The 25810-nt window shown below is 46.7% G+C and carries 29 protein-coding genes, 1 tRNA gene and 1 pseudogene; 23 read left to right on the top strand and 8 right to left on the bottom strand.

The genetic code is table 11. The features are described 5' to 3' along the window. The first annotated feature begins 1 nt into the window (after position 1). The 9 genes from ybgE (at position 2) to nadA (ending at position 7079) form a co-directional block, all read left to right on the top strand. Complete coding sequence (gene ybgE / locus NF212_RS11615) at positions 2-298, top strand: cyd operon protein YbgE (protein WP_434360873.1); 297 nt, start codon at positions 2-4, stop codon at positions 296-298. A 203-nt stretch (positions 299-501) separates the two neighbouring features. Next, complete coding sequence (gene ybgC / locus NF212_RS11610) at positions 502-930, top strand: tol-pal system-associated acyl-CoA thioesterase (protein WP_434355770.1); 429 nt, start codon at positions 502-504, stop codon at positions 928-930. Further along, positions 920-1606 carry a protein TolQ gene (tolQ, locus tag NF212_RS11605; RefSeq protein ID WP_434355768.1) on the top strand — a complete coding sequence of 229 codons (687 nt, stop codon included), beginning with the start codon at positions 920-922 and terminating at the stop codon, positions 1604-1606. Before ybgC ends, tolQ begins: the two co-directional genes overlap by 11 nt. Before the next feature lie 6 nt (positions 1607-1612). Continuing rightward, a complete protein-coding gene (locus NF212_RS11600) occupies positions 1613-2068 on the top strand; it encodes an ExbD/TolR family protein (RefSeq protein ID WP_434355766.1) in 456 nt (151 codons plus the stop codon). Between the two features lie 11 nt (positions 2069-2079). Continuing rightward, complete coding sequence (tolA, locus tag NF212_RS11595) at positions 2080-3189, top strand: cell envelope integrity protein TolA (RefSeq protein WP_434355764.1); 1110 nt, start codon at positions 2080-2082, stop codon at positions 3187-3189. 18 nt (positions 3190-3207) lie between these two features. Further along, on the top strand, positions 3208-4557 hold the full coding sequence (tolB, locus tag NF212_RS11590) for a Tol-Pal system beta propeller repeat protein TolB (protein WP_434355762.1): 1350 nt from the start codon (positions 3208-3210) through the stop codon (positions 4555-4557). A 41-nt stretch (positions 4558-4598) separates the two neighbouring features. Then, positions 4599-5120 carry a peptidoglycan-associated lipoprotein Pal gene (pal, locus tag NF212_RS11585; RefSeq protein ID WP_434355760.1) on the top strand — a complete coding sequence of 174 codons (522 nt, stop codon included), beginning with the start codon at positions 4599-4601 and terminating at the stop codon, positions 5118-5120. Positions 5121-5143: 23 nt separating this feature from the next. Further along, positions 5144-5872, top strand: coding sequence for a tol-pal system protein YbgF (gene ybgF, locus NF212_RS11580; RefSeq protein WP_434355758.1), 729 nt, complete (start codon positions 5144-5146; stop codon positions 5870-5872). A gap of 145 nt (positions 5873-6017) precedes the next feature. Next, the gene (gene nadA, locus NF212_RS11575; RefSeq protein ID WP_434355756.1) at positions 6018-7079 is read left to right on the top strand and encodes a quinolinate synthase NadA; all 1062 of its coding nucleotides are present in this window, start codon (positions 6018-6020) and stop codon (positions 7077-7079) included. An 80-nt stretch (positions 7080-7159) separates the two neighbouring features. On the opposite strand, the gene dbpA is transcribed toward nadA, so the two are convergent. Together dbpA and NF212_RS11565 are read right to left on the bottom strand one after the other, a co-directional pair. Continuing rightward, positions 7160-8545 (bottom strand): ATP-dependent RNA helicase DbpA, encoded by a 1386-nt coding sequence (gene dbpA, locus NF212_RS11570; RefSeq protein WP_434355754.1) that lies wholly within the window; start codon positions 8543-8545, stop codon positions 7160-7162. 143 nt (positions 8546-8688) lie between these two features. Continuing rightward, entirely contained in the window at positions 8689-9267 is a 579-nt protein-coding gene (locus NF212_RS11565) for a UPF0149 family protein (RefSeq protein ID WP_434355752.1), read from the bottom strand. A 210-nt stretch (positions 9268-9477) separates the two neighbouring features. Between NF212_RS11565 and NF212_RS11560 the strand changes: the two genes are divergently transcribed. The 4 genes and pseudogenes from NF212_RS11560 (at position 9478) to NF212_RS11545 (ending at position 10571) form a co-directional block, all read left to right on the top strand. Continuing rightward, a tRNA-Ser gene (locus NF212_RS11560) sits at positions 9478-9565 on the top strand. A 191-nt stretch (positions 9566-9756) separates the two neighbouring features. Then, complete coding sequence (locus NF212_RS11555) at positions 9757-9894, top strand: hypothetical protein (RefSeq protein WP_434355750.1); 138 nt, start codon at positions 9757-9759, stop codon at positions 9892-9894. After that, positions 9861-10138, top strand: a pseudogene (locus NF212_RS11550) (tyrosine-type recombinase/integrase); the annotation flags it as partial. The gene NF212_RS11555 and the pseudogene NF212_RS11550, both read left to right, overlap by 34 nt. Before the next feature lie 232 nt (positions 10139-10370). Further along, positions 10371-10571, top strand: coding sequence for a hypothetical protein (locus NF212_RS11545; RefSeq protein WP_434355748.1), 201 nt, complete (start codon positions 10371-10373; stop codon positions 10569-10571). 196 nt (positions 10572-10767) lie between these two features. On the opposite strand, the gene NF212_RS11540 is transcribed toward NF212_RS11545, so the two are convergent. Further along, positions 10768-11130: a YggL family protein gene (locus tag NF212_RS11540; RefSeq protein ID WP_434355746.1), complete on the bottom strand. Its 363-nt coding sequence runs from the start codon at positions 11128-11130 to the stop codon at positions 10768-10770. A gap of 340 nt (positions 11131-11470) precedes the next feature. Here NF212_RS11540 and NF212_RS11535 point away from each other — a divergent pair, with 340 nt between their 5' ends. Beyond that, the gene (locus NF212_RS11535) at positions 11471-12751 is read left to right on the top strand and encodes a hypothetical protein (RefSeq protein ID WP_434355744.1); all 1281 of its coding nucleotides are present in this window, start codon (positions 11471-11473) and stop codon (positions 12749-12751) included. Between the two features lie 79 nt (positions 12752-12830). Here NF212_RS11535 and NF212_RS11530 read toward each other — a convergent pair whose 3' ends face one another. Then, complete coding sequence (locus tag NF212_RS11530) at positions 12831-13751, bottom strand: manganese-dependent inorganic pyrophosphatase (protein WP_434355742.1); 921 nt, start codon at positions 13749-13751, stop codon at positions 12831-12833. Positions 13752-14027: 276 nt separating this feature from the next. Between NF212_RS11530 and NF212_RS11525 the strand changes: the two genes are divergently transcribed. From NF212_RS11525 to NF212_RS11510, 4 genes are all read left to right on the top strand, one after another. Beyond that, the gene (locus tag NF212_RS11525; RefSeq protein WP_434355740.1) at positions 14028-14417 is read left to right on the top strand and encodes a DUF2541 family protein; all 390 of its coding nucleotides are present in this window, start codon (positions 14028-14030) and stop codon (positions 14415-14417) included. Between the two features lie 149 nt (positions 14418-14566). After that, entirely contained in the window at positions 14567-14944 is a 378-nt protein-coding gene (locus NF212_RS11520; protein WP_434355738.1) for a DUF3316 domain-containing protein, read from the top strand. 176 nt (positions 14945-15120) lie between these two features. Further along, positions 15121-15810: a heavy metal response regulator transcription factor gene (locus tag NF212_RS11515; protein ID WP_434355736.1), complete on the top strand. Its 690-nt coding sequence runs from the start codon at positions 15121-15123 to the stop codon at positions 15808-15810. Continuing rightward, a complete protein-coding gene (locus NF212_RS11510) occupies positions 15810-17159 on the top strand; it encodes a heavy metal sensor histidine kinase (protein ID WP_434355734.1) in 1350 nt (449 codons plus the stop codon). Before NF212_RS11515 ends, NF212_RS11510 begins: the two co-directional genes overlap by 1 nt. A gap of 131 nt (positions 17160-17290) precedes the next feature. Here NF212_RS11510 and NF212_RS11505 read toward each other — a convergent pair whose 3' ends face one another. From NF212_RS11505 to NF212_RS11495, 3 genes are read right to left on the bottom strand one after another with little or no spacing between them, the layout of a single operon-like run. Then, positions 17291-17821: a cupredoxin domain-containing protein gene (locus NF212_RS11505; protein ID WP_434355732.1), complete on the bottom strand. Its 531-nt coding sequence runs from the start codon at positions 17819-17821 to the stop codon at positions 17291-17293. Between the two features lie 25 nt (positions 17822-17846). Beyond that, positions 17847-18707, bottom strand: coding sequence for a copper resistance protein B (locus tag NF212_RS11500; RefSeq protein ID WP_434355730.1), 861 nt, complete (start codon positions 18705-18707; stop codon positions 17847-17849). Then, a complete protein-coding gene (locus NF212_RS11495) occupies positions 18704-20470 on the bottom strand; it encodes a copper resistance system multicopper oxidase (protein WP_434355728.1) in 1767 nt (588 codons plus the stop codon). The genes NF212_RS11500 and NF212_RS11495 overlap by 4 nt, the downstream gene beginning before the upstream one ends. 494 nt (positions 20471-20964) lie before the next feature. Between NF212_RS11495 and NF212_RS11490 the strand changes: the two genes are divergently transcribed. Together NF212_RS11490 and NF212_RS11485 are read left to right on the top strand one after the other, a co-directional pair. Beyond that, positions 20965-22554 carry a methyl-accepting chemotaxis protein gene (locus tag NF212_RS11490; RefSeq protein WP_434355726.1) on the top strand — a complete coding sequence of 530 codons (1590 nt, stop codon included), beginning with the start codon at positions 20965-20967 and terminating at the stop codon, positions 22552-22554. A gap of 142 nt (positions 22555-22696) precedes the next feature. Next, positions 22697-22966 (top strand): hypothetical protein, encoded by a 270-nt coding sequence (locus NF212_RS11485; protein WP_434355724.1) that lies wholly within the window; start codon positions 22697-22699, stop codon positions 22964-22966. 57 nt (positions 22967-23023) lie between these two features. Here NF212_RS11485 and NF212_RS11480 read toward each other — a convergent pair whose 3' ends face one another. Continuing rightward, entirely contained in the window at positions 23024-23815 is a 792-nt protein-coding gene (locus NF212_RS11480) for a winged helix-turn-helix domain-containing protein (protein WP_434355722.1), read from the bottom strand. A 413-nt stretch (positions 23816-24228) separates the two neighbouring features. Between NF212_RS11480 and NF212_RS11475 the strand changes: the two genes are divergently transcribed. Genes NF212_RS11475 through cpaB form a run of 3 tightly spaced genes read left to right on the top strand, consistent with a single transcriptional unit; the run spans position 24229 to position 25748 of the window. Beyond that, complete coding sequence (locus NF212_RS11475) at positions 24229-24456, top strand: Flp family type IVb pilin (RefSeq protein ID WP_434355720.1); 228 nt, start codon at positions 24229-24231, stop codon at positions 24454-24456. Positions 24457-24506: 50 nt separating this feature from the next. Further along, on the top strand, positions 24507-24962 hold the full coding sequence (locus NF212_RS11470) for a prepilin peptidase (protein ID WP_434355718.1): 456 nt from the start codon (positions 24507-24509) through the stop codon (positions 24960-24962). 3 nt (positions 24963-24965) lie between these two features. Further along, a complete protein-coding gene (gene cpaB / locus NF212_RS11465; RefSeq protein WP_434355716.1) occupies positions 24966-25748 on the top strand; it encodes a Flp pilus assembly protein CpaB in 783 nt (260 codons plus the stop codon). The last annotated feature ends 62 nt before the right edge of the window (positions 25749-25810 follow it).

The raw sequence follows: 25810 nt of genomic DNA, 5'->3' as shown, positions 1-25810 counted from the left end.
GATGCAAGACACCCTGGGCCGGATTTATCCGGCCCTTGGAAGCGCCTGGTTAAGGGCGCTTTCGTTTATTCTGGCGGTAGCCGTTGGTGGATTGGTGATGTGGAACCCACACTCATTTGCTGAATCCATCGGTGGGTTTAATGCAATTATTGGCCCCGCCATTATTTGGGCAACATGCACTGGTATTATTCACGGCATCGGTTTCCAGCCTCGTGCATGGTACTGGCAGTGTTTCTTTTTCCCGGTTCTGGCATGGCTGGTGCAGGGCTATGTTCTGCTGATGAAGTTTGTGTTCTAAATACCTTAGAAGGCAAAAACAGCACGAAACTGTCAAAAAAGGTTAATTTAACCCCTTGTCATTGAGCAGCCTGTGCGGTTTACCGCACAGGCTGCTTTCTTTTTACCCGTTTATTGACCTTCCTCATCATCGAAGTTTTGTAACGCTATTTAAGTCCGGTATAGTAATGCAAATATCCTTTCAGGAATGGATCCGTACTTAACATGGCATCAGAGCTAAACACTGAGCAGCAACCTTTCAGCTGGCCAGTTCGCATTTATTACGAAGACACAGACGCCGGCGGTGTCGTATACCATTCCAACTACCTCAAGTTTTTTGAGCGTGCCCGCACCGAAATGCTACGCAGCAGCGGAATTAACCAAAATACACTGCTGGAAGACAACGTAGCCTTTGTTGTGCGTCACATGGATATTGATTTTATCCGTGGTGCTCGCCTTGACGATGAACTAACCGTCCAAACAACAATCTCACAATTAGGCCGTGCAACGATCATTTTCTGTCAAGAGTTAGTGAATTCTGATAACACTGTCTTGTGTCGTGCTTCTGTTAAGGTAGGTTGTGTAAACCTGACCGTAATGCGGCCAATTTCAATTCCACAACATATTAAAGCGGAGATACTGCGTGACCGGTGAACTTTCGATCCTTGACCTTTTCCTGCAAGCCAGCCTGCTGGTAAAGCTCGTTATGCTTGGGCTTTTGGGAATGTCTGTTGCGTCTTGGGCTGTGATTGTTAAGCGATCTCAAGTGCTGACCCAGGCTTCGCAGAAAGCCCAGCGTTTTGAAGACCGTTTCTGGTCTGGCATTGACTTGTCCCAGCTTTACCACGAGGTTCAGGCTCGCAAGGACAACCTGACAGGCAGCGAACAAATATTCTATTCAGGTTTCAAAGAGTTTGCCCGTCTACATCGTAGTAACGGCAAAGTACCGGATGCTGTAATGGAAGGTACTACCCGTGCGATGCGCGTCTCCCTCTCAAAAGAAGTGGACTCGCTGGAAACTAACCTCCCGTTCCTGGCAACCGTGGGTTCTATTACACCGTATATCGGCCTGTTTGGTACCGTATGGGGTATTATGCATGCCTTTATCGCACTGGGTGCGGTGAAGCAGGCGACCCTTTCAATGGTTGCACCGGGTATCGCTGAAGCACTGGTTGCTACCGCAATGGGCCTTTTTGCTGCGATTCCGGCTGTTATGTTCTACAACCGTCTGACAAGCCGCGTTGCCAAGTTGGAGCATAACTACATCAACTTTATGGAAGAGTTCTCCAGTATCCTGCACCGTCAGGCGTTTGCCGGTACCAAGGAGTAACAGGGCATGCCTTATCAACGCAATCGTAGAAAATTGACTGCGGAGATAAATGTGGTGCCTTACATCGACGTGATGTTGGTACTGCTGATTATCTTTATGGTGACGGCGCCCTTTGTTACGCAGGGTGTTGATGTGGAACTTCCACAAACGCACGATGCCATGACCGCTGCTGATCTCGCTGAAAAGCTCGGTAGTGATGAAGCACCCAGTTTTATTATCGTAGAGGTCAATAAAGACGGGGCGCTAGGGTTGAGTGTAAATAATGGGGATGTAGAGCGCGGGCTGACGCTTCAGGATCTCGTGGTACGGGTGAAGGCAGAAAAAAGCCTGAAGCCTAACTCGCCGGTCCTGGTCGGCGGGGATGGCCGAGTTCCCTATTCTGAAATTATCCTGACGCTGGATGCGTTGCAGCAAGCGGGTGTCGGCTCAGTTGGCCTGATGACCCAGCCGATTGATTCGTAACCGGGAGTGGTATGAAGAATCAGGATAAAAATTATACCGTTGCCATTATTGTCTCGGTTTTATTCCATGGCTTGTTGTTGGTCGCACTTATTTGGGGTTCCAACTTTTCGGAAGACAAAACGCCGAATGCCGGTTCCAGTATTCAGGCGGTGGTGATTGATCCCAGCCTGGTAAATCAGCAGGCGCAGAAAATCCGTCAGCAACGAGAAGAGGCCAAGCGCGCAGAAGATGAACGACTGCGACGCCTTGAGCAACAGGCCGAGCAACTTGAAAAACAACGAGCAGCCGAAGAGAAGCGACTGCGTGAACTCAAAGCACAGAAACTGGCTGCAGAAAAGCAGGCTCGTGAAGCAGAGCGTGAACGAAAGCGTGTAGCGGAAGAAAAACGCAAGGTTGAGCAGCAGCGTCGCGAAGCTGAAAAGCAGGAGCGAATAGCCCGTGAGAAAGCGGCCAAGGCAGAAGCTGAGCGCAAGCGTCAGATTGAAGAACAGAAAAAAGCTGAGCTGGCAGCTAAGAAAGCTGAAGAAGCCCGAGTGAAAAAAATCGCGGAGCAAAAAGCGGCAGAAGAAGCAGCCAAGAAAGCAGAAGCAGAGCGCCAGCGTAAACTCACCGAGCAAAAAGCTGCTGAAGAAGCTGCCCGTAAGGCCGAGGCAGAGCGTCAACGTAAGATCGCAGAGCAGAAAGCGGCGGAAGAAGCGGCGGAAAAAGCCCGTAAGAAGGCAGCTGAAGAACAGCGCCGAGCGGCTGAAGCAGAGCGTAAGCGAAAAGAACAGGAAGCAGCACTCAATGATCTGTTTTCCGGGTTAGAAGATGAAAGCGCGCAGCGAACCACTGCGCGTGGCCGTCAGGTTGACGATGCAATCCAACGTCAGGGCGCTATCTTCAAGACCATGATCCAGCAAAACTGGCTGATAGATTCCAGCATGGTCGGACAGAGATGTGCATTGAAAATACGCCTTTCCTCCAATGGCCTGGTGTTAGACGTGAACCAGGTTTCTGGAAATGATAATTTTTGCCGGGCAGCAAAAGCAGCCGTCCTGCGCGTGAATTCTTTCCCTATGCCGGAAGACCCCGATGTGATTGCCAAGCTGCAGGACATTGAATTGGAATTTGAACTTTAACAGGGCGAGGTTTATCCGATGTTAAAACGATTAATAGTTGGAATTGCCCTTTGCTGGCTGGCGGTTGTGCCGGCTGCAAATGCGGCGTTAAAACTGGTTATTACTGAGGGCGTTGACTCTGCGCGTCCGATTGGTATTGTGCCCTTCCAATGGACCGGGGCGGGTAAACTGCCTGAAGACCTTTCGGAAGTGATTGCGTCTGACCTGACCCGTAGCGGTAAATTCAGCCCTGTACCTACCGCCAAAATGCCTCAGACCCCCTATGATGAATCGCAGGTTGACTTTGATTCATGGACTGCAATGGGTGTGGATGCTGTAGTGACCGGTAAAATCAGCCAGGATGAAGCAGGGAATTACGTTATCAGTTACCAGCTGATTGATATTGTCCGCGGCCAGCTCACACAAGGGCAGGCGAAAGGGCTTCAGGACGGGCAACTGGTGCTGACCAAGGACCACGTTCTTCTGAATAACCGTTCTACCGTGAAACCAAACCAGCTTCGCCGGGCAGCACACCGTATTTCTGATCTGGTTTATGAAAAACTGACTGGCGAGAAGGGAGACTTTCTGACCCGTATCGCTTATGTGGTTATTGATGACAAATCATCTCACCCTTACCAGTTGCGAATTGCCGATTATGATGGTTACAACGAACGACTCGTTATTCGTTCCAAGCAACCTCTGATGTCTCCTGCCTGGTCACCGGACGGCCGTAAACTGGCTTATGTGAGCTTTGAAAATCGCCAGGCGCAGATTTTCATTATGGATATCTATACCGGTACCCGTGAACTGATTTCATCGTTCCCGCGCCATAACGGTTCACCTCGTTTCTCTCCTGATGGCAAGAAGTTGGCGATGGTTTCATCGAAAACAGGCAGCCTGCAGGTTTACATTTATGACTTTGCCACCAAGCAATTCAGGCAGGTTACATCCGGTCGAGCGAACAACACCGAACCTTTCTGGGATCCGGATGGCAAGTCTTTGATTATCACCTCTGACCGGGGTGGTAACCCACAGATTTATCGAGTAAATTTAGACGACGGTTCGACTCGTCGCATCACATGGCAAGGCAGCCAGAACTTGGGTGGGCAACTCACTCCGGATGGTCGTTTCCTGGTAATGGTTAATCGTTCTAACAGCGGTTACAACATTGCCAAGCAGGACCTGAAAACCGGTGCGGTGCAAATCCTGACAAAAACCCTACTCGATGAGTCGCCAAGCATTGCACCGAACGGCAGCATGGTTATCTACAGTGCCATTTACGGCAAGCGTAACGTGTTGTCCCTGGTGTCAATTGACGGCCGTTTTAAAGCTCGACTGCCAGCCACCAATGGCCGCGTACGCGCGCCAGCCTGGTCGCCGAGTTATTGATTACTTTCTATTGCGCAATAGTTAAAAAGGAAGAAACCAACATGCAACTTAACAAAGTTCTTAAGGGTCTTGCCATTGCCCTGCCAATGCTGACTCTGGCTGCTTGTAGCTCAACTGACAGCACCACCGACAGCACTGCTGGCCAAACTTCTAACAACAACGATCAAACTACCGTTGTAACTCCGGTTGAAGGCCAGGGCTCCATGACAGAGCAGGAACTGCGCAACCAGGAACTGCGTCAGTCTCAAACTGTATTCTTCGCATTTGACGACACAGCAATCCTGCCTGAATATGAAGCAATGCTGGAAGCACACGCAGAGTACCTGCGTAAAAACCCAGAGCTGAAAGTGATTGTTGAAGGTCACGCTGATGAGCGCGGTACTCCTGAGTACAACATTGCGCTGGGTGAGCGTCGTGCAAACGCGGTATCCAAGTACCTGCAGGCGCTGGGTGTACCAGCTAACCAAATTGCTATCGTAAGCTACGGCGAAGAGAAGCCACTGGTTCTGGGCCAGAGCGATGCCGCTTACGCGAAGAACCGTCGTGCGGTTCTGGTTTACTAATTCATTAGTAACAGGTAACTACTATGAGCAGTAACTCTAAGCGTTTTTTCCCGCTGGCGTTACTGGTGTGTGCAGTGGCAGCCCCTGCCGCTGCACAGGCTCCGGTTGCTGATCTCAGGTCACCGGATGACAGCATCGCCCGTTTAGAACGCATGCTGGAAGCCAGAAACCAGATGCAAATCGATATGCAACGCCAACTTGACCAGATGGCGGGTGAAATCGATGGCCTTCGGGGCACCGTTGAAAAGAACAGCTACGATATAGGCCAGATGCTGGAACGCCAGCGTGACCTGTACCGTGAAGTGGATACGCTCCGTACTGCAAAACCGGCAGTTACACCGGAGCCGAAAACCAGTGAGCCGGAAGGTGGTGTCATTGCGTCTAACCGCAATGAAAACGATGAATACCAAAAAGCCGTAGATCTCATTCTTAAAAAGAAGGACTACAGTGGTGCCATCTCCGCTTTCAATACCTTCCTTGGTACTTACCCGCAATCGGTTTATACGCCGAATGCACACTATTGGTTAGGTCAGCTGTATTTCTCCCAGTCCAAACTGGAAGAGGCTAAAAAGAACTTTGCTGCTGTTGTGAACTACAAAGATTCCAACAAGCGTGCAGATGCAATGCTGAAGCTGGGTCTTATCTCTGAAAGGGAAGGAGACAAAGCCGGTGCGAAAAAGATTTTCCAGGAAGTCATTTCGAAATTCCCCGGAACCACGTCTGCTCAGCAAGCGCAAAACCGACTCAAGTAAACCGGCAATCGCCGGTTTTCTTTTATCTTATTCAATGTAAAACAGTCTGGGGATTTCTGGCTCGCAGATTGCGCTCACTCTGTAACACTCGGGTTAAAAAACGGTATAATGTCCGGACTATTCCTAAAATGGACATCGTGGAGCAATGAGCCAAGTCGTAACTATTGAGGACCGGACCTATCCGTTCCCGCCTAAGCCCGTTCCGCTATCAGAGGAAGAAAAAAAACAATACATTGCGAGCATCAAATCCCTGTTGGAAGCCCGCGATGCCGTTCTGATTGCCCACTATTACACTGACCCTGAGATTCAGGCACTGGCGGAAGAAACCGGTGGCTTTGTCGGTGACTCTCTTGAGATGGCAAAATTCGGCAACCAGCACCCAGCCAGCACCTTGATTATCTGTGGTGTACGATTTATGGGGGAATCGGCCAAAATCCTCACACCGGAAAAGACCGTTCTGATGCCAACACTCAAAGCAGAGTGTTCACTGGACCTCAGTTGTCCGGAAGACAAGTTTAAAGAATTCTGCGATGCCCACCCAGACCACACCGTTGTTGTTTATGCGAACACCTCGGCAGCAGTGAAAGCGCGTGCTGACTGGGTTGTGACATCTTCAATCGCATTGGAGATTGTTGAGCATCTGGATGGCGAAGGTAACCCCATCATATGGGGACCGGATCGCCATCTTGGTGCGTATATTTCAAAGCAAACCGGGGCCGAAATGCTTCTGTGGCAGGGCGAGTGTGTCGTGCACGATGAGTTCTCTGCCCAGGCGCTTGAGCAGATGAAGGCGCTTAACCCGGATGCTGCTATTCTGGTCCACCCTGAGTCCCCTTCAAGCGTGGTTCAGATGGCCGACGCCGTGGGTTCAACCAGCCAGCTGATCAAAGCTGCCCAAACGCTGCCACAGAAAAAGCTTATCGTTGCAACCGACAAGGGCATTTTCTTCAAAATGCAGCAAGCTGTCCCTGAGAAGGAGCTGTTTGAAGCCCCGACAGCCGGTGCTGGTGCCACATGCCGAAGCTGCGCACATTGCCCGTGGATGGCAATGAATGGCCTGAAAGCGATTGAGTCAGCCCTAAAGGAAGGCTCAGAAGGACATGAGATCTTTGTCGACGATGAAGTTCGGGTTAAAGCACTGATTCCGCTTAACCGGATGCTTGATTTTGCGGCGTCGCTGCAAGTGAAAGTAAAGGGCAATGCCTGAACATTAGCCCTGTGCAGGCTAAAGACATGGAAAAGGCGAACACCAGGTTCGCCTTTTTTGTTTAACTAGGTCTGCGGGAATTAACGCAGTTGCCACACGCGACAGTTTCGGCCTTTGATTTTACCGGAGGTCAGCTTCTTAAGTGCTTTCTTTGCCACATGTCGTTTTACTGCAACGTAGGAGCGGAAATCAGTCACTTTGATTTTACCAACCTGCGCACCTTCGATGCCGTTTTCGCCGGTCAGTGCACCAAGGATATCCCCCGGGCGTACTTTGCTTTTTTTACCGGCATCGATATGCAGTGTTACCATCTCCGGTGAACGAGGCGTATTGTTCAGAACAGATTCGTCCGGCAGCGTCTGAGACTTAATGTCTCGCTCGAGGTGGTCTTCCAGAAGAGCAATGCGGTATCCGTCTTCCGGTCCAAAGAAGGTGTATGCTGCGCCTTCGCTGCCTGCGCGGCCGGTGCGGCCAATACGGTGAATATGAACTTCGGTATCGTATGCCATGTGGTAGTTAATCACAGCATCAAGGGCATCTATGTCCAGTCCACGAGCTGCGACGTCTGTTGCCACCATGATGGTAGTACTTTTGTTGGCAAACTTAAGCAGCATCTGGTCCCGGTCACGTTGTTCCAGATCGCCATGCAGTGCCACCACAGAGAACCCGTCATTTTCAAGGACTGCCGCGACGTCTTTCACGTCACGTTTGGTGTTACAGAACACCACAGCACTTTCCGGCTGGTGTTTGAGAAGTAACAAGCGCAGCGCATGCATGCGATCTTTGTTACCTTCACAACGGTAAAAGTACTGGCTGATGCTGCTGTCATCGTGATTTGATTCGACTTTCACCATAGTCGGGGAAGTCATGATCTGCTGGCTGATGCTTTTAATCTGTGCTGGGTAAGTCGCACTGAACAGAAGTGTTTGGCGGTCTTGAGGTACTTCTTCAAAGATGGCATCCAGAGCCGGCTGGAAACCCATTTCCAGCATTCTGTCGGCTTCATCGAGTACCAGTGTGTTTACTTCAGCCAGTGACAAACGGCCTTTTTCCATATGGTCGAGAATACGGCCGGGTGTTCCTACGATAATATGAGCCCCATGCTCGAGGGAGCCGATTTGTGGCCCCATAGGCACGCCGCCACATAAGGTCAGAACTTTAATATTGTGGATACCGCGAGCAAGTCGGCGGATTTCCACTGCAACCTGGTCAGCCAGTTCCCGGGTAGGGCAGAGCACCAGGGATTGAACCCGAAAGCGTTTAACGTTCAGGCGGTTCAGCAGGCCAAGCCCGAAAGCCGCAGTTTTACCGGAGCCGGTTTTGCCTTGGCCAATGACGTCTTTCCCTTCGAGGATTGAAGGAAGGCTTTCAGCTTGAATCGGCGTCATGTTTTTGTAGCCAATATCATTGAGCGTGGAAAGCAGTTCAGCTTTCAACGGAAGGGTCGAAAATACTTGAGTCGTCAAAGGGGCAGTCCCGTAATTGTAGCCATGAACCGGCAATTGCTGTTAGGGCGGGGACTATATCAGGAATGGTTGACTGTTGCGCGAAAAGTTTCAGGTTAAAAAGCGGCCACAGACCGCTTTTGGGAAATCAGCGATTGAGGGCGTTACTGGTCTTCGGCTGCCAGCATTTGGCCTTTCATCGCCAGGCCGCTCAGCATCATTGGCATGGCGTTGTAGACCTCTTCAAATTGGGCCAACTCGATTGCACCATACTGTTCCATGGTGGCAATGGCCGTTTCCGGGTCAAACATCATGCTGACTGACAGAATGACACCACCAAGTAATGCACTGTCTTCACTGTCTTCCGGCATCAGAGCTTCCCAGTCATCACGGGTCAGGCTCCAGCCTTGCAGTAGACCATCAGCGAACTCACGGGTACCGTCAGAGACCAACTCTGCTTCATCAAGTTGGCAAAGTGATGGCCACTGCCAGTTCCCTTCAAACAGGGCTTTGCGTGATGCATTCCATCGTTCGACTACCAGACGGGCAAACTGCTCAAGCTGTTCATGGGTAGAAAAAGGCGCAGTTTCTTCGCCTCCCCAGAGATACGCCAGCCACTCAGCCGGGTCAATAACATGAGGGGCAGCCGCCAATGCAGTTACAAAGCCCTCAATTTGCATCGGGGACATCAGTTGGCTTTCGAGGCCATTTTCAGCAATAAAGTCAGTCAATGTAGAAGACATGATTAAAACTCGCCTTGGTATTTTGCGGGCATTGTAACAGTGTAGTGCGGCTAAGGTGAACGCCAGGCCATCAAATCGCACGGATTGCCACCGGTTTGATCGTTAATTGTCCATTCGAACAAAGAATTGCATTTACAGTGTTGACCTAATACGGATGGATCTCTATAGTAGCGCCTCGTTGGGACGCAAAGCCCACAACGAAAACAAATTGGTGAGGTGTCCGAGTGGCTGAAGGAGCACGCCTGGAAAGTGTGTGTACGGCAACGTACCGAGGGTTCGAATCCCTCCCTCACCGCCAAATTCCAAAATTAAGACGCTCTAGAGCGTCTTTTTTTGTGTCTGAAATTCTGCAAATTCAGTAGGTTACCTGTTCTATCCTGTCTCAAGCTGAGCTATCCATATACCAAAATGCGTGTATGCCGTATTACATACTGAGTAATCCCCGCTTTTTCTGGTATTACTTTTGTTCTCAGGGATGGAGGTAGGGCTATGCGAATCAACATCTTATCTGCAATGGCAGTTCAGAAGCTCAAGCCAAAAGAAAAATCTTTTCGGGTTGCTGATAGCGGCAACCTCTATTTCCACGAAGTCTCAATGAGGCTGCCGCTTCCCGTTGGGATGAAATAGACTTGGAGCGTAAACTCTGGGTGATTCCCCCTGAAAGAATGAAGATGCGGCGGAGCCATGAGGTACCACTGACACCCCAGGTCATCGCTATTCTTGAAACGATCAGGCCTTGACCGGTCACTGTGATTACGTCTTTGAATCAAGTCGCTTTGCCAACAAACCCACTGATGCCGAGATAATCAACAAGGCGCTCGGGCGTATAGGTTTCAAGAACAGGACGACTCCTCATGGCTTAACGACGCTGGTTTTGCGTATTCGCAAAAATATGTCTGCGCAATCAACACGGTGGGGAAATCAATTTAGTCATAGGTTCGAAGATTTAAATATAAAATCACGCGACTATTGCTTATGTGGTAAAAAAACATGTTTATTAAATTTATGTGACTAACGTCAATAGATCTTGATCACAAAATCGCCATAATGTAAGTTATCAACATAATGCATTGAAATTAAATTACATTTAAAAGGAGTTTACTATGTTGTCAGTTCTTAAAAAAATCTTTGTACATGACAAGGACTATGCGGGGCGGGATGTTAATGTTGTTATTGAACGTTTGGCGGCACAAACAAGTACAAGTATCCATGCATGGTCCTATATTCGAGAACATTCAATCTACGAAAACACTCAAAACGGGATGACCATATACCCGCATGAGCTTAAAAAATATGCTGCATAATAATGCAGAGTTAGTATGAGTATCTAGGTGCCCGGCCTGAATCAGACAATAATTAAAAGGAGGTCGGCTTATCAATCGAATGCATTCCTTAATAATTAATCCAATAGCTGAAAAACACCACGTGAATTGGAGAATTCTGGTTGTTTTGAACCGGGCACTTTAAAAAATGTACCCGGAGTACTCAAATCCTACCGGATTAATAAGGCCCGTAATTGGCATCAACGAGTGGACCAGCTTCAACACTGGCAACCTGACTTTGTGTCTCCAGCCAGTTGATAAGTGCAGTGCGGTCTTCTTCAGTTGCTTTTCCGTAACTGGCGAATGGGGCAACAAAGAATGAAACTTTGCCTTGGCTGTCGGCGCCACCACCAATACACAGGTTACGGGATTCAACCTGGTTAATCAGCTCTTCAAGCAGTTGGTCGTAGCCTTTGGCATCTGAGGTTGGGACGGCGAAATGAAGCTCAAAGCCAGTAACGGCAAACTCACCCAGATATAGCTTTTTGCGCAGACGGCGCGACTTGTTTTTCAGTGAATCAAATTTGATTTTGTTGTTCATCCAGTTATCTCCGGATCGGGAAGTCCTGGCGAGTATACGCCGGGTTGGCTGGTACAGGAAGGGCGAGCAAAGTTAATTGACCTTTAAATAGTGAAAACTTAATTAACAATTTCAGCTGCGAATAATTTTATGTTTAGCCAATAGCTCAATGTGGTGAGTACTTTTGTGTGTAGATCAAATGGGTGGAGATATCGAATAGACTAAAGTTGTTTATTCCTATCGATGTTATTAAAGTATTTTCATGGCGCTCGAAATGTGCCACATGAATGTTATATTAATTTACGGGAATAAGAATCACCTTATAGAAACAGAATCAAACATAGGGATAGAAGGTTGCATTATGAAAAGGAACAGTTGGCTGTCATTCACCGTGATATTGCTGGGCACACTTGTATTGACAGGCTGTGCCAGCCGCGGGCTTACAACGTCAGAAGTCGACAATTTAAAGCAAGAGTTCGACAGTGGTATTCGATATGACAAAGTCAGAATCATTAATAAAGATGCAAGTGGTGAGAAAGAATTTACCGCAGAAGTAAAGCGGCTGAGCAGTGGCTCTGAAAAGTTACTGACGAGTGTGATTAAAAGGCCGTTTGTCATCAACCATAAAGTTTACTATCCCGATGGCCTCTATCTGGATGATTTTTCCAGCGACGGTGATTTCGTGGACTGGGGGGATTTTGTCCATGAGCTTTGCCACGTATTTTCCTACGAGATGGGGCTGACATCAGATAAACATAAAGGTGCTGCATACAACTGGCGTTACGGTTTAAAAGAACAACTGACGATTGCTCAGGACGAACTATACCGGATTCCTGGCCCGTCAGTTTTGCCGGTAGATGCACAGCTGAATGATTTCTACTTTGAACAGCAGTGTGAATTTTTCCGGGCGTATGCGATGTATAAAAATGACCCGATATTCGATTCCTACCGGATTCTTCTCGAAGAAGGAGTTAAGTCTGTCGGTGGCTCGGCCAGAACCCTGGATACTTTCGTCAACGCTTCCCAACAGCAGCAGAACATTCTTTTAAAAGGAGGATGGAGCCTGCCTCCTGGTCAATCGGAAACAACATTGGTTGCAAGAACCCGTACCGGTGGAGAGCCAATTAAAACGCCGCAGCTGTTCAGGGTTTGGTCTACATCATTGGACGCCAGAGATGTTCCTTTCAGGTTTAAAGTTGACGGTAGAACGACCATACATCCCCATTGGGAAGGGGGCTCTATATTCCTGGAGGGCAAAGAGATCACCATTCTGCGTGGGCAAGGAGGAGAGATTTTCCGCGGGGAATGGCAAATTGAGGCGTCACCAAAAGTAAGTGCTATTTCTTCAACTGCTTTTGTATTTCCCGCTAAAAATCCAGTGACCAATGTTGCACTGTTCAACGAGCCAAAACAGTTTGTGGCAGAGATAGGGGTTGGCTCGCGTCATTCTTGCTCGAAGAATGTAAAAGTTGGACTGAATGTTGACGGTTCAGCAGTGCTGGACAGCAAGAACAAACCCATGCTGTTTGCCCCAGGATCTAGCGTGATTGGATTGGGTAAGTCTATCGTTGCCAGCGTTGTTGCACCGGGTTGCCCGGCTGATTATACGGTGAATATTTCCATCAAGATTGCCAAACCTTAGGCCTGAAAGATCCCCGATATAAAAAGAGAGCCGGTAAAGGCTCTCTTTTTTTATGAGCATCAGTGTGCCAAATAACGACTTATGCGAAAGCGTCCTGAAGCGGTGGAACAACCTGCTTCTTGCGGCTCAGTACGCCGTCCAGCCATACACGGCCGTTTTCGGTTTCTTTACCGTATGCACGTTCAACAATGGCAACGTCATCAGACACAACCAGCAGCTCAGAGCCTTCTTTCATGATGTCTGTCAGCAGCAGCATTACTGAGTGGCGCTGGCCTTCTTCTTTCAGAACAGCGATATCTGCTTCCAGCTCTGCTTTGATTTCATCAAATACAGACAGGTCAACCACTTCCAACTGGCCGATACCTACCAGGTTACCATTCATGTTGAAGTCTTTGTAATCACGCATTACCAGATCACGAATAGGTGTGCCGGCTACAGCAGACTTAACGTTGAACATTTCCAGGCCCAGGCCTTTGAAATCTTCGATACCGACGATTTCAGCCAGGTCTTCAACGCAACGGATGTCAGCAGTGGTGCAGGTTGGTGATTTGAAGATCACGGTATCGCTCAGGATGGCGCACATCATGATGCCTGCGATTTCTTTTGGAATCTCAACACCGTAGAAGTCGTACATCATTTTGATAACGGTGTTAGAACAACCAACCGGACGGATCCAGCACTCCAGCGGAGTTGACGTAGTCAGGTCACCCAGTTTGTGGTGATCGACAATACCCACGATAGTCGCTTCAGCGATATCGTCAGGTGCTTGAGTCAGTTCAGAGTGGTCAACGATGTAAACTTCTTCGCCAGCGTAGCTGAGTTTGAGTTCAGGTGCTTCGAAACCAAAGCGATCCAGAATGAACGCAGTTTCAGGAGAAACATCGCCCAGACGGGTAGCTACTGCAGGTTCGCCGATTTGGTTTTTCAGGTACGCAAGTGCAATCGCACCACAGATTGAATCAGAATCCGGGATTTTGTGTCCCACTACATACATTGGCATATCTATTTCTCATCATGCTCACAAAAAACGGAAGCATTCTATCAGAGCATAAGTCACAGGGCACACTAAGAAATGAACAGAAAGTTCATTTTACTACTAAGGTCGGGTATTTCTGTTCTGAATGTGTAATGAATGTATTGTTTCGCAACGCAATAACTTTCGTTGTTTCAACAGTTTTCGTGCAGATAATTGACACAATTCTGTCTTTTGCATGGAGAGATAGAGTTATTCTCAGCCCGTTGCGGCGAGGCCGCTTTTTTCTGGAAAAGTAGAACAATGAACACGAAAAAATGGGTTGCCAAGCTTTGCCTTGCGTTGAGCCTTCTTGGCGGGGCTCAGCTTGCTCATGCTGATGATGATTTTACCCTTGGTCGTACTATCCTGCTGGGTAAAAGTGACCATGCAGCAAAAATCCCACTGGTAGTTTGCCGTCGTACTGACGCTATTCAGGTGAAAGCGGAAAAAGGCCTGTTCCTTCAGAAGGTAAAGGTTAACTTCCGAAACGGCGAATCAAAAACCATCCAGTTCCAACGTTGGCTGAAAGAAGACAAAAAAACTGCGTGGCGTGAGTTTGCCTACAAACGTTGCGTAAAAAGTCTGGAAGTTTACGGTAAAGCCAAGGACAGAGACTCTACTGCTGGCGTACGCGTTTACGGCCGCGATTAAACCGAAATAATACGAACAGACACCTCGCAAATTGCGGGGTGTTTTTTCTTGGTAAAATGACAAAATCGTCATGTTAGTGATAGCGGGGCGTCAGAGCCCCCGCGCAATACTCATCATCAAATACACAACAACCAGTGATAGGTGATGAAATGAAAACGCTAACAAAACTCGTAACTGCTGCTGTTATTGCATTGTCCAGTTCAGCTGTAATGGCAAAATCACTGCCATACGGCTCAAGTTATACGCCTGTAATTGAATCTAGGGCAATTCAGGTCACGCCTGCAGACAACAAAAAAGATGCGTTCAACCGCGCTATTGTCCAGCTTCAATCCCTGGAGGCTCAGTCTTCCTCCCAATTGAGAAAATCGCTTAAAGTTTGGTCGCCTAACTACATAAAACCTTATTCCTTGCACTTAAAGGAAAATGGTTATGTAACAGTGGATGAGCGTATGAATTCCAATGGTAACTTGGAATACGTAGGGGTTGTAAACGTCAGATTCCACTATTTAAACCGGGATTACCGTTGATAATTGGGTAAGTGACACCCAGCTGTTCACAGCTACTGGGTGTCATGATCTTATTATTAGTATCTGTTAATGAAATCCCATATCAGTTGTTTTTGTTTATGTGCTAACTTTGAAGGGCTAATGCCCTAAATTTAAGAGTTTTTATGAATTGATTCCGGACTTTAGTTGGGGATGGGATGAAATTACTTGTCATAGAAGATGAAATTAAAGCTGGTGCATATCTTAAAAAAGGGCTGACAGAATCTGGTTACGTTGTTGATCTGGCTTCAGATGGAGTTGACGGTTTGTATCTTGCAACCGACGGGGATTACGATCTGATTATTCTGGATATTATGCTGCCGAAACTGAATGGGTGGCAGATTCTCAAGACTCTTCGAAGCAGTGGAATAAGCACGCCGGTAATCATGCTTACGGCAAAAGATCAGGTTGACGATCGTGTAAAGGGATTTGAATTGGGCGCAAATGATTATCTCATTAAGCCCTATGCTTTTGCGGAACTTTTGGCAAGGATTCAGAACATTCTGCGTAATTTCTCTCCGCCAAACGGGGAAGGAACCGGGAATGACATCATCAGAATCGCTGACTTAGAGCTGGACGTTTTAAAACGAATTGCAAAGCGCCAAGGAGAGGTTATCCACCTTACAGCGAAAGAGTTTCTACTGTTAGAGCTGCTTATGCGCAAAGAGGGACAGGTACTCTCCCGAACTACCATTGCTTCTTTGGTGTGGGATATGAACTTCGACAGCGATACGAATGTTATTGATGTCGCAATCAAACGAATAAGAACTAAAATTGACAAGCCGTTTGAGCATCCACTGATACATACGATTCGTGGAATGGGCTACAAACTGGAGGATATCAGTTAGTGGTTTTTCTTCCATTCCGTTCTATGAAAAATCGGTTGATTGTGATGTTTCTGGCTTTTTCTGTTTTGGTTTATCTGCTTATTGCTTCAATTCTTGAGACCTCCCTAAAACACCACTTTTATCAACAGGATTTTCAGCATGCGCAAAAAAAGTTTGAGTCAGTAAATTGGCTGAAACTGAGAGAAGAACCTCCTGAGAGGATTATTGAATCTGTCAATCTGGCTGTTGATTTCTGGATAATCAGTAACGAAGAAATTATAGGTACAAATTCAGGCATACCCCTTGAACCGGGTATGCCTGAAGCGTTTTTGAACGACTTTAAGCAAGGGGAAAAATCCCCTGATTGGCACCAAAATAATTCAGTGTACCGTCCGTTTGTCTTTGATGCCGGCAGCTCTATTTACGTTTTAATGGTGTTGGAAATTAATGAACACATTAATTTCTTCCGCCAATTGAGAACCATCTTGCTGTGGTCCGTTGGGATAGTGGCGCTACTGGCTGTAGCGTATAGCATTGTGGTTGTCCATTTGGGTTTAAAACCAATCAGGGTGGTTCAAAATCACCTCAAACAGGTAAGTACCAACAACCTGGATGTTGTTATTCCTTTAGACAATCTGCCTGTTGAGTTACGTGACCTTGTACAGGTGCAGAATGACATGTTGCACAAGCTGAGGCTCGGTTTTAGCAGATTGTCCGAATTTTCGTCAGATATTGCCCATGAGCTAAAAACCCCCTTATCAAACATCAGTACCCAGTCTCAGGTAACACTGTCATCTCACCGAAGCGCTGAAGAATATCGAGAGGTTCTGCTGTCCAATCTTGAGGAAATAGGGCGGATCTCGAAGACTATTGATGACATTTTATACATCGCAAAGGCTGAAAATTCTTTAATTCTTACTCATGATGTTCCAGTAAATGTGAGGGATGAAATAGAGAGAATTGTGGATTTCTTCAGTATTTTAGGGGATGAGAAAAGTGTCTTCATCAAGACAGTCGGTGATGCTGTTTTATCGATGGACAAAAATATGCTGGAAAGGGCTGTCAATAACCTGCTTTCAAATGCCCTGCGCCATGCTGATATGTCTTCAGTTATCAACATCCGGATAGAGGATGCTACCCATTGTGTATTTGTGTCAGTCGAAAATACAGGTGATGTGATTCCTTCAGCAGCGTTGCCCTTTATCTTTGACCGATTTTATCGCGTAGACAAATCAAGGAGAAATGACGGCTCAATTGGCGGGGGACTTGGTTTGGCGATAACCCGCTCAATCATGGACGCCTGCGGTGGAAGAATCTCCGTCATTTCAGAAAATGGCAGTACTAAGTTCACGTTGGAATTTCCTAAGTAACACGCATAGCGTGTAGATGCTGGTAGGGTTATTCTGGCAGTCTGCCGGTATTGAGTTTTGAAGAAAAAAGCCGCTGAAATCAGCGGCAAGAAAGTAAAACGAGAGGGATTATTTAGCGAAAATTCAATAGGTCAGTTTACTGAAACTTTTCCAATCATACCTGCCTCCAGATGGCCGGGAATCAAGCACGCAAAATCTACGTCACCGGACTTGCCGAATTTCCATATAAGTGAAGAAATCTGGCCAGGCTTTAGTGAAATCATATTGGTTTCAGTATGTTGCATTTTGGGCATCTTACGCATCATTTCAGCATGTTCACTCATTTCCTCTTTTGTCCCAATGACTAACTCATGGGGTATGAGTCCTTCGTTTTTAATGAACAACCGCACAGTTTCACCTGACTTCACGGAAAAATTTTCCGGTGTAAAACGCATGGTATCCAGCATTGAAATTTCAACGGTTTTGGTAACGTCTGCTGCGTGGCCTGGCATCCCGACAGATGAATGTCCTTCACTGCCATGTGAGTGCATCATATCTTCCATCATGTCCATGTGTTGCTTCTGTCCTGTGCCATGACCTTCATTGTGTTTACCCCCCGCCTGTGCAAAACCGGATAACAGGGTAAATGCCAAAGCTACGGCAATTGTTGATTTCTTTTGCATAGATCTTTCCTTCAAGCGGTGAGAATTAGAACCAAAGGCGTAAACCTGCAGCCCAATAGGTTTCATCTGATGTGTTACTGCTTTCTTTGCCGAAGTCTGTTTGCCATTCAATACCGATATAAGGCGCAAACTTTCGAGACACCTCATAACGCAACCTTAATCCGGCTGAGATGTCTGGAGTCAGTTCATTGATGTGCCATTTTTCTTGGTCTTTGCTATAAGCGCTGAGCTCTATAGAGGGTTGTGCGATCAATTTTTGCGTGAGCAAAATGTCATATTCAGCAGCAAGATCTATTGCCAATTGCCCGTTTTCACTTGCAGAGGCCATCGCATCCACTTCAAACCAGTAAGGTGCAAGGCCCTGAACGCCGGCAGTGAGCCAAAATTGGCCGTTGTCGTTAACGGTGTCATAACGAATTCCGGCCTGAGAATCCCAGAAAGAAGCTATTGCGTGACGCCAAAGCAGGTTTGATGAGGATTCTTCCAAATTGCCTTCCTCAATGTCTCCTTCACTTTGAAGTACCAGTTTGTCGTAGTCACGACCGAAGAATATTTCGCCCTCATAATTGAAAATGTCTTCACCGTCGTGGTTTTGGTACTCAAGCCGGTCGAATTTCGCTCCCCAAATACTCTTTTCATCAGCCAATACCAAGACACGCGGTCCTTTCAGTGCGTAGGGGTCGGAATCCAGAGTGAAGCCTCCTGAATAAGCATCAGGGTCTCGGACCGCCCTTGAGGTATTCGCTTCATTACTCATTCCGTGCCCACTATGAGTAGCCGATTGAGCGTATACATTGGCAGTTAGTGTTAAGGCTAACGTCACTGCCATGGTGAGTAAGTTACTGGCGTGTTTTAGCGCAGGTTTCTTGTACATTAAGTTTTTCATGAGACCACGACCTCCCGGAACATTCCGGCATCCATGTGAAACATCAGGTGACAGTGCCATGCCCATCTTCCAAGGGCATCTGCCGTGACCAGGAAACTGACCCGTTGGGCGGGTTGTACGGGGATGGTGTGTCGTCTGGCCAGGAATTTACCGTCCGGGCTTTCAAGTTCGCTCCACATTCCATGCAGGTGCATTGGGTGAGTCATCATAGTGTCGTTGTGGAGAATGACCCTGACGCGTTCGCCATAGCTGAAATGGACTGGGGTCGAATTACCAAATTCAACACCATCAATTGACCAGATATAACGTTCCATGTTTCCGGTCAGGTGAAGTTCGATTTCGCGTTCTGGCGGTCTCGGATCCAGTGGCCCATCCAAGGTTTGGAGATCGGCGAGAGTCAATACCCGTCTACCGTTATTTCGCAGGCCTACGCCGGGGTCATCGAGGTTGGTTCTTGGACTATCTACCCGCATGTCCACGCTTGGGCCAAATTCTGTGGAGGCGTGACGCACTGTCGGACTGGGCTTAGTTTTGCTTGAACCGCCCATTGAGGAATGGTTCATGCTACCGTGATCCATGCCGTCCATGTTGCCGTGACCCATATCGCCATGATCCATGCCGTCGTGTTTCATGTCCCCCATCATGTCTGCCATGGAGAGTCTCTGGATGGGATCAGGTTCTGGGACAGGTGCGGTCAGTCCGGTGCGGGTTGCCAGTGTTCCGGCAGCAAAGCCTGTTCTATCCATTGACTGGGCAAAAACGGTGTAGGCATCGTCAGAAGGCTCTACAACCACATCATAGGTTTCTCCCGGACCAAACCTGAACTCATCGACGTCTATGGGATGGAGATTGATACCGTCACACTGCACAACTTTCAGTTTTAAGCCCGGTATCCGTACATCGTAGAACGTGTTGCTTGCGCCGTTGATGAAGCGCAGCCTGACTTTTTCTCCTTTGCGAAAAAGACCCGTCCAGTTTCCATTCGGTGTAGTACCGTTCATGAGGTAGGTGAGGGTGGCTGCAGAGAGATCTGCGAGATCAGTCTGACTCATCCTCATACTGTTCCACATGTTTTTATCTGTCAGGGTTGATACCAACCCTTCTTGCTGAACCTGTTTAATGTTGTCGAATAATGTAGGCTGAATAAAATTGTAATAATCGCCTTGCATTTTCAGGTTATTAAAAACGGTATGGGGATTGTCATCAGTCCAGTCTGATATAAGGATTGTTTGTTCTGAATCGTACTGAACCGGATCAGTATTTTGTGGTTCGATAATAATGGCACCATACATTCCGGTAAGTTCCTGCATCCCAGAATGGGAGTGGTACCAGTACGTTCCGTTTTGCTGGACCCTAAAACTATAGGTAAACGTTTCGCCAGGCTTTATGCCAGGGAAACTGATACCGGGAACACCATCCATCTGGAAAGGTAAAATAAGGCCATGCCAATGAATGGACGTATCCTCTTTCAGAAGATTGGTCACTTTTATGGTTACGGATTGCCCTTCTTTAAGGCGAAGTGTCGGGGCAGGAATAGAACCGTTAATGGTGGTGGCAAATCTGGGATTGCCAGTGAAATCCACCACTGATTCTTGTACTACCAGTTCAATAACTTCGCCGGATAGTTCCGGGATACTGTCTACTTTTTTACTTTGAATCTTTGCCCAAGCCGGGGACAACATTGGAGATATTCCCGTTAGAACCCCCCCTAATGCCAGGCCTTTGACAAATTTTCGCTTTGATTGGTCGACGGGTGAACCCATATTCTGACTCCATTCAGTCTTGAATTGTGTACGCCCAACCACTCTATTTTTTAACTGATTTCTCTATCGTGACTTCAAAATTACAAAACTGTCATTTTGCATGGAACATGTATCAACTGGGGCTGGTTATATTTCCCTGACAGCAATCAGTAGTGTTCAAAAGAATTCGTGTTTAGTTTGTAATTCACTGTCTCAATTTTGGTTTGACTTCAAATTATTGATAATTCGTAGAATGTGATTTCTCAATATCTATCAGTAGGATAAGGGGAGGTGCAATGTAGCTTCCTACTAAAGTCTAATGTCAGCCCTCCACTCGCTCTGTCTACGGTGTCTGGATAAAAACTAAAATAATATTTGAGGTGAGTGCGTTGACGTTTTGCTTTTGGTGTTGTTCTGAAAAACTATTGTTGTAGCCCTGATGTAATATCTGCCCGCTTTTTGGGGATTATAAAAATTTAACTAAGATACTTCGTTATTCAGGGAGCGATATCAGAATGGTTAGCAGTAATTCGGTACATCATAAAAGCATTGCCGTATGGGGTGGTGTCTACACGGTATTTACCGCTGTTTTAACTTTCTTTCTTTCTTTGGGGTGGTCAGGAATCTTGTTTCCGTTGTCAGCCGCACTGTTTACTGTAGTTTGCGTTTGGTTGGTATATACAGGCAGTACAAAAAAAGACGAATTACAGCAGTCGTCAGACTCTTCCCTGGTGCTGGACCCGAATACCGCTCAGCAACTTTCAGTCAATGCTACCCATAATGCCATCGCGGCTGCTGAAGTTTCCCATACGCTTGATATGCTGAAAATGAAGATTGGCCGCCAGTTTGAATCCATCGTACATATCAGCCATACGTCCGGGGAAGTCTCTGCGACGCTGGTGGCAAATGGAGAGACCGAGCAGCTAACCGTTTCTTCAGCAGCAGAAATGCGAAAAGCCAGCGATGAAAGTTCGAAATCCCTGGCTTCATCCATCGAAGACATGCGCCGTATCAACTCCAAAACCAGTCTGGCGTCAGAGCAAATCAAATCTTTGGATGCCAACGTAAATAAAGTCAGTGCGGTAGCCAAAACGATTGATGACATTGCGGACCAAACTAATCTTCTGGCATTGAATGCAGCTATAGAAGCTGCCCGCGCCGGCGATCAGGGACGAGGATTTGCTGTTGTGGCAGATGAAGTCCGCACGCTGGCAAAACGTACATCCGAAAGTACAGAAGAAGTTGCACAAATAGTGCGGGAAATCCTTTCAGAGTCTGCTGCAGTAATGGCTCATATCAACGATCTTTCCGGCGATGTAGACAAGGGAACAAACAGCATAGAGCAAGTAGGGGAAACTCTGCATGGTTTATCGGGACTGGCACACAATGTAGAAAACAATATCGCCAGGATTGCGGAAGGATCGACGAAAAATCAGGCCAGCCTGGAACAGATTCATGAAGCGTTGATGGAAGTACGCCAGGATATCGAATTCAGCTCTGAAGAGATGAGCAAGTTAACCGGTTCAGCCCAAATGTTGATGGATATGGCCGAGTATGGCAATGCTGTGTTCACTGAGCATAACCCAGACAGCGTTCACCAAAGTTTCTTTAATGCAGCCAGTGCGGCCAGAGACAAAATGCAGTTGCTATTAGAACAAGCCATAGACAATGGTGAAATTTCAACCCAAGATTTGTTCAGCAACAAATATGTACCGATTCCCAACACAAACCCTCCCAAATTCAGTTCTCAATTTGATGAACTTTGCGACAGGTTGTTGCCCTCCGTTCAAGAACATGTGCTTGAGGAAGATACACGGGTTATCTACGCCATTGCTACAGACCGAAATGGATATGTACCAACCCATAACAACCGTTTTTGCCAGCCCCTGACGGGGGATTACGACAAGGATATGGTTGGCAACCGTACCAAACGTATTTTTGATGACAGAACTGGATCCCGCTGTGGCAGCCATACCCAGACAATGCTTTTGCAAACTTATAAACGTGATACTGGGGAAGTCATGCATGACCTGTCTGTCCCAGTGTTTGTAAAGGGACGTCATTGGGGGGGGTTACGTATGGGGTACATGCCGCCAGAGGCATAACAATCATCGCTTCAAAACTGTGACCGTCAGTGTACTTATTTTTGCTGCGTGGAATCTCGGCAATGATAGAATGCGGCGCAATTCTTCCCCCATACTTTTAGTGGGGAAAAAATAAACGTCGTATTGTCTGAGGTCTTACAACATGGCTTACACTCTTGAAGAAGCGACCGAACGGTTTGGCCTGCCAGCAGAGTATATCCAGGCTTCTCTCGCTTCCGGCCGACTGTCTGAAATGTCTTATTTTGAACTGGCAAAACTGAAGTCTTACTACATTCAGATGCAGTCCTCTGAGGATGAAACGGATGAACAGGTGATTGCCAAACTGATCGCCGTGTACGGGGAAGAGCGTGTTAAAGAAAAGCTCGCGTGTGGAATGGATCCTTATGAACTTATACGAATGGCCAAGAGGTAGTGTTGCTTAACCTTGCTATTCCATTAGGTAAAGCTGGGCATGCATTGCCCAGCTTTTTCAATACTCTGTGACCCTACTGCACTGGATCTCTGATACCGAATCCTTTTGTAAACAGACCAGAAGTTGCTTTTGTGGTGTACGATATAACACTATTTCCCCAACTTCGGTGTCCATGCTGGTTAGTTTTTCTTTAGACAAGGCATTTAATTTTGGGGTTTCTATAAAGTTGTTTTCGAAGTTAGGTGTCATAGACAGTAACAGTCCAGTAATTACTCCTACCACCAGGGCATTTGTCCCTATTAACCAATTGATAAAATGACTTTTTCTTTTGTATAGATGTGATATTTCGCCGGTGCTACTCATTTGGCTGTTATCAAAATCTGTCGCATCAAAATATTCATTCCTTTTTTGCCGTGCTGATTCGTTCTTTTTTTCGTTCACAACATTGCGAGATTGTTTTTTTAAGAGATTATCATTGTAAAAAATCTCACTTAATGGAGCTTCTAAAAACTCCGGTTTTACAGTGAGTTGATAGCCAATTTTTGGAATGGTTTTAATTATGTCCCTATTGCTGTCTCCAAGCGCATTTCGTGTGTTTTTTGCTGTTTGATTAATTGTACAGTTATTAACATACGTACCTTGCCATATTACTGCCTCCAATTCCTCTCGCGATGCTGGGTCAGGATATTTTTCGATAAGATAAGAAAGGAAATCCGCTTCTCTTTTTCTTAAATTGACTGACGTTGTTCCTTCTTGAATTTGAAGAGATTTTGGACAAAATTTCACACCGCCTAAATTATATCCGAAGAAGTTAGGACGAGGCTCCGGATTTTCATTGATCTCGGCCATAAGCTCACTTTTATTTTTCAGTGATTGAACAACTATTTCATGTGCGATCTATCAATTAAGGATAGACACTATATTTGAAATCAACAAGATGACGTTAATGCCTTAGAAATACTACAAATAAAAAATAAATGAAATACCTTTTCATACATTGAGGTGAAAATAAAAATACAAATTAAAAACAATGGGTTATGGCTAGCATTGGTTAATTCTGAACAACTATTTTGCTTTTTTTTTACTTCGTACCCTAACGGCTTTTGGGTTTAGGGTCTAAAGTCTTCTTAGGAGTGAGAAAAGTTTCATATCAGAGACAGTAGTCTCGGAAGCAGTTGGATGATACGGGCAACTCCTTGTACGGAAATTTAAGAATATTATTCCATACATTCAATTAGTTAATGCTGTAGAGGGTTAAGGCTATGATGAAAGGACTGACACTGCGTTTGGAAAAGATTGCCGGAGCTTTATCAGGCTATGTACGGGATAACCGTGGGGTGACAGCCATTGAGTACGCAATTATAGCAGTCGCTATTTCAGCGATTGTGATCGCTGTATTTAACGGTGACTCAGGAATACAAGGTGCTTTGGACAGTGCTTTGGGAACCATTTCCAGTAATATCCAGAGTGCCGGTGGTACAACGCAATAATAATATCGTTACGTACCAGTATGGTGAACAGTTCTGGTTGATTTTGTCAATTGGATCTGGCGATTGAAAATACCACTGTAGCCATCAGGGTCGTACTACTTTTATTACTTTTATTGGCCTGTCTTCAGGATGTTCGCAGCAGGTTTATATCTGGTTGGGTAGTCGTCTCCTCGATGTTGGTAGCACTCGCTCTGTTCACACTGCAGAGCGGGCCTTTCGAAATGCTGCTGCTGAGTATAGTCGTCCTTATATTGGGTGTTGTTGCTTCAAGGCTCAATGTTTTAGGAGGTGCTGACAGTAAGCTGCTTGCTGCATTGGTACTCGTTATTAATCCAGCTCACTGGTCGTTGTATTTACTTGGATTTATGGTCGTGACAGCCTTTACCGTACTTTCCGTTGTGCTTTTGCGTTATATCGAGCAAGACGCAGGCTTGGCCCGTATCCCCTTGATACCAGCAATTGTGCTGCCGGCGGTTTTATTGAATTTGATGTATACATTGGGGTGAGCGATGAATTCAAAAGCCATATTTCTCTTTGCCTTTATCGCGATATTTGCTGGTGCATTCACCCTGTTTGCAACAGAGGATGAACCGGAAGTTAAGCCTGTTGCTGTGCCTCCTGAACCTAAAGTTAACATGTGGATAGCCGGAGCTGAAATTGATATTGCCGAGCATATCACCCATGAAAATTTCGACCTGATAATAGTCCCTCTTTCAGAAGCGCAGTCACATGGAATCAGTGCCAGTTACGAGCTGAATATTCCGGAAGGTTCGATTTCGAAAAGCAAGATAATGCCAGGGGAAACAGTTACCCAGAACCATGTCGTTACGCCAAACAGCAGTGAATATATTGATTTGGTGATAAAACCGGAAATGGTGCCCTTTCCACTGGCGATAAATAACCCCTCTGTAACGCTTACCACGCTGAGCCCAGGAGACTTTGTTGACGTAGTTATCCTTACGTCATCTGAGAAAAACGTGGTTCAGGATCGGATGCGGTCTGCATTCAGAAGCCTTGAAGTATCCCCCTTGTTAATTGAAAAGCGTGTTTTGGCCGTCAAGAAAGTTGTGTCAGATGAAAACAATACACTGCAATCAGCCTCGGTGCTGCTTGAGCTGTCCCGGGCAGACGTCGCCAAAATGATCATTGCGCAAAGGGTGGGGGAAGTTGAGTTGTTTAAATCTTCCAGTCCAGAAGCCGCAAGTCAGAGCCGGGCTGCGACCAGAGATGTTTTAGCAGGATATCATGCAGTTAAAGAGCTGCGGGGAACACAACGACCTAAGGAGCTTTAATGGTGAGGTTAAAGCAGCGTTTTTGTTCAATTGCAGCAATACTCTTTGCCTTATTTTTAGGA

The sequence above is a fragment of the Parasalinivibrio latis genome (genome assembly GCF_036825535.1).
Classification (GTDB): domain Bacteria; phylum Pseudomonadota; class Gammaproteobacteria; order Enterobacterales; family Vibrionaceae; genus Parasalinivibrio; species Parasalinivibrio latis.
This window is presented reverse-complemented; position numbering and strand designations above follow the sequence as displayed.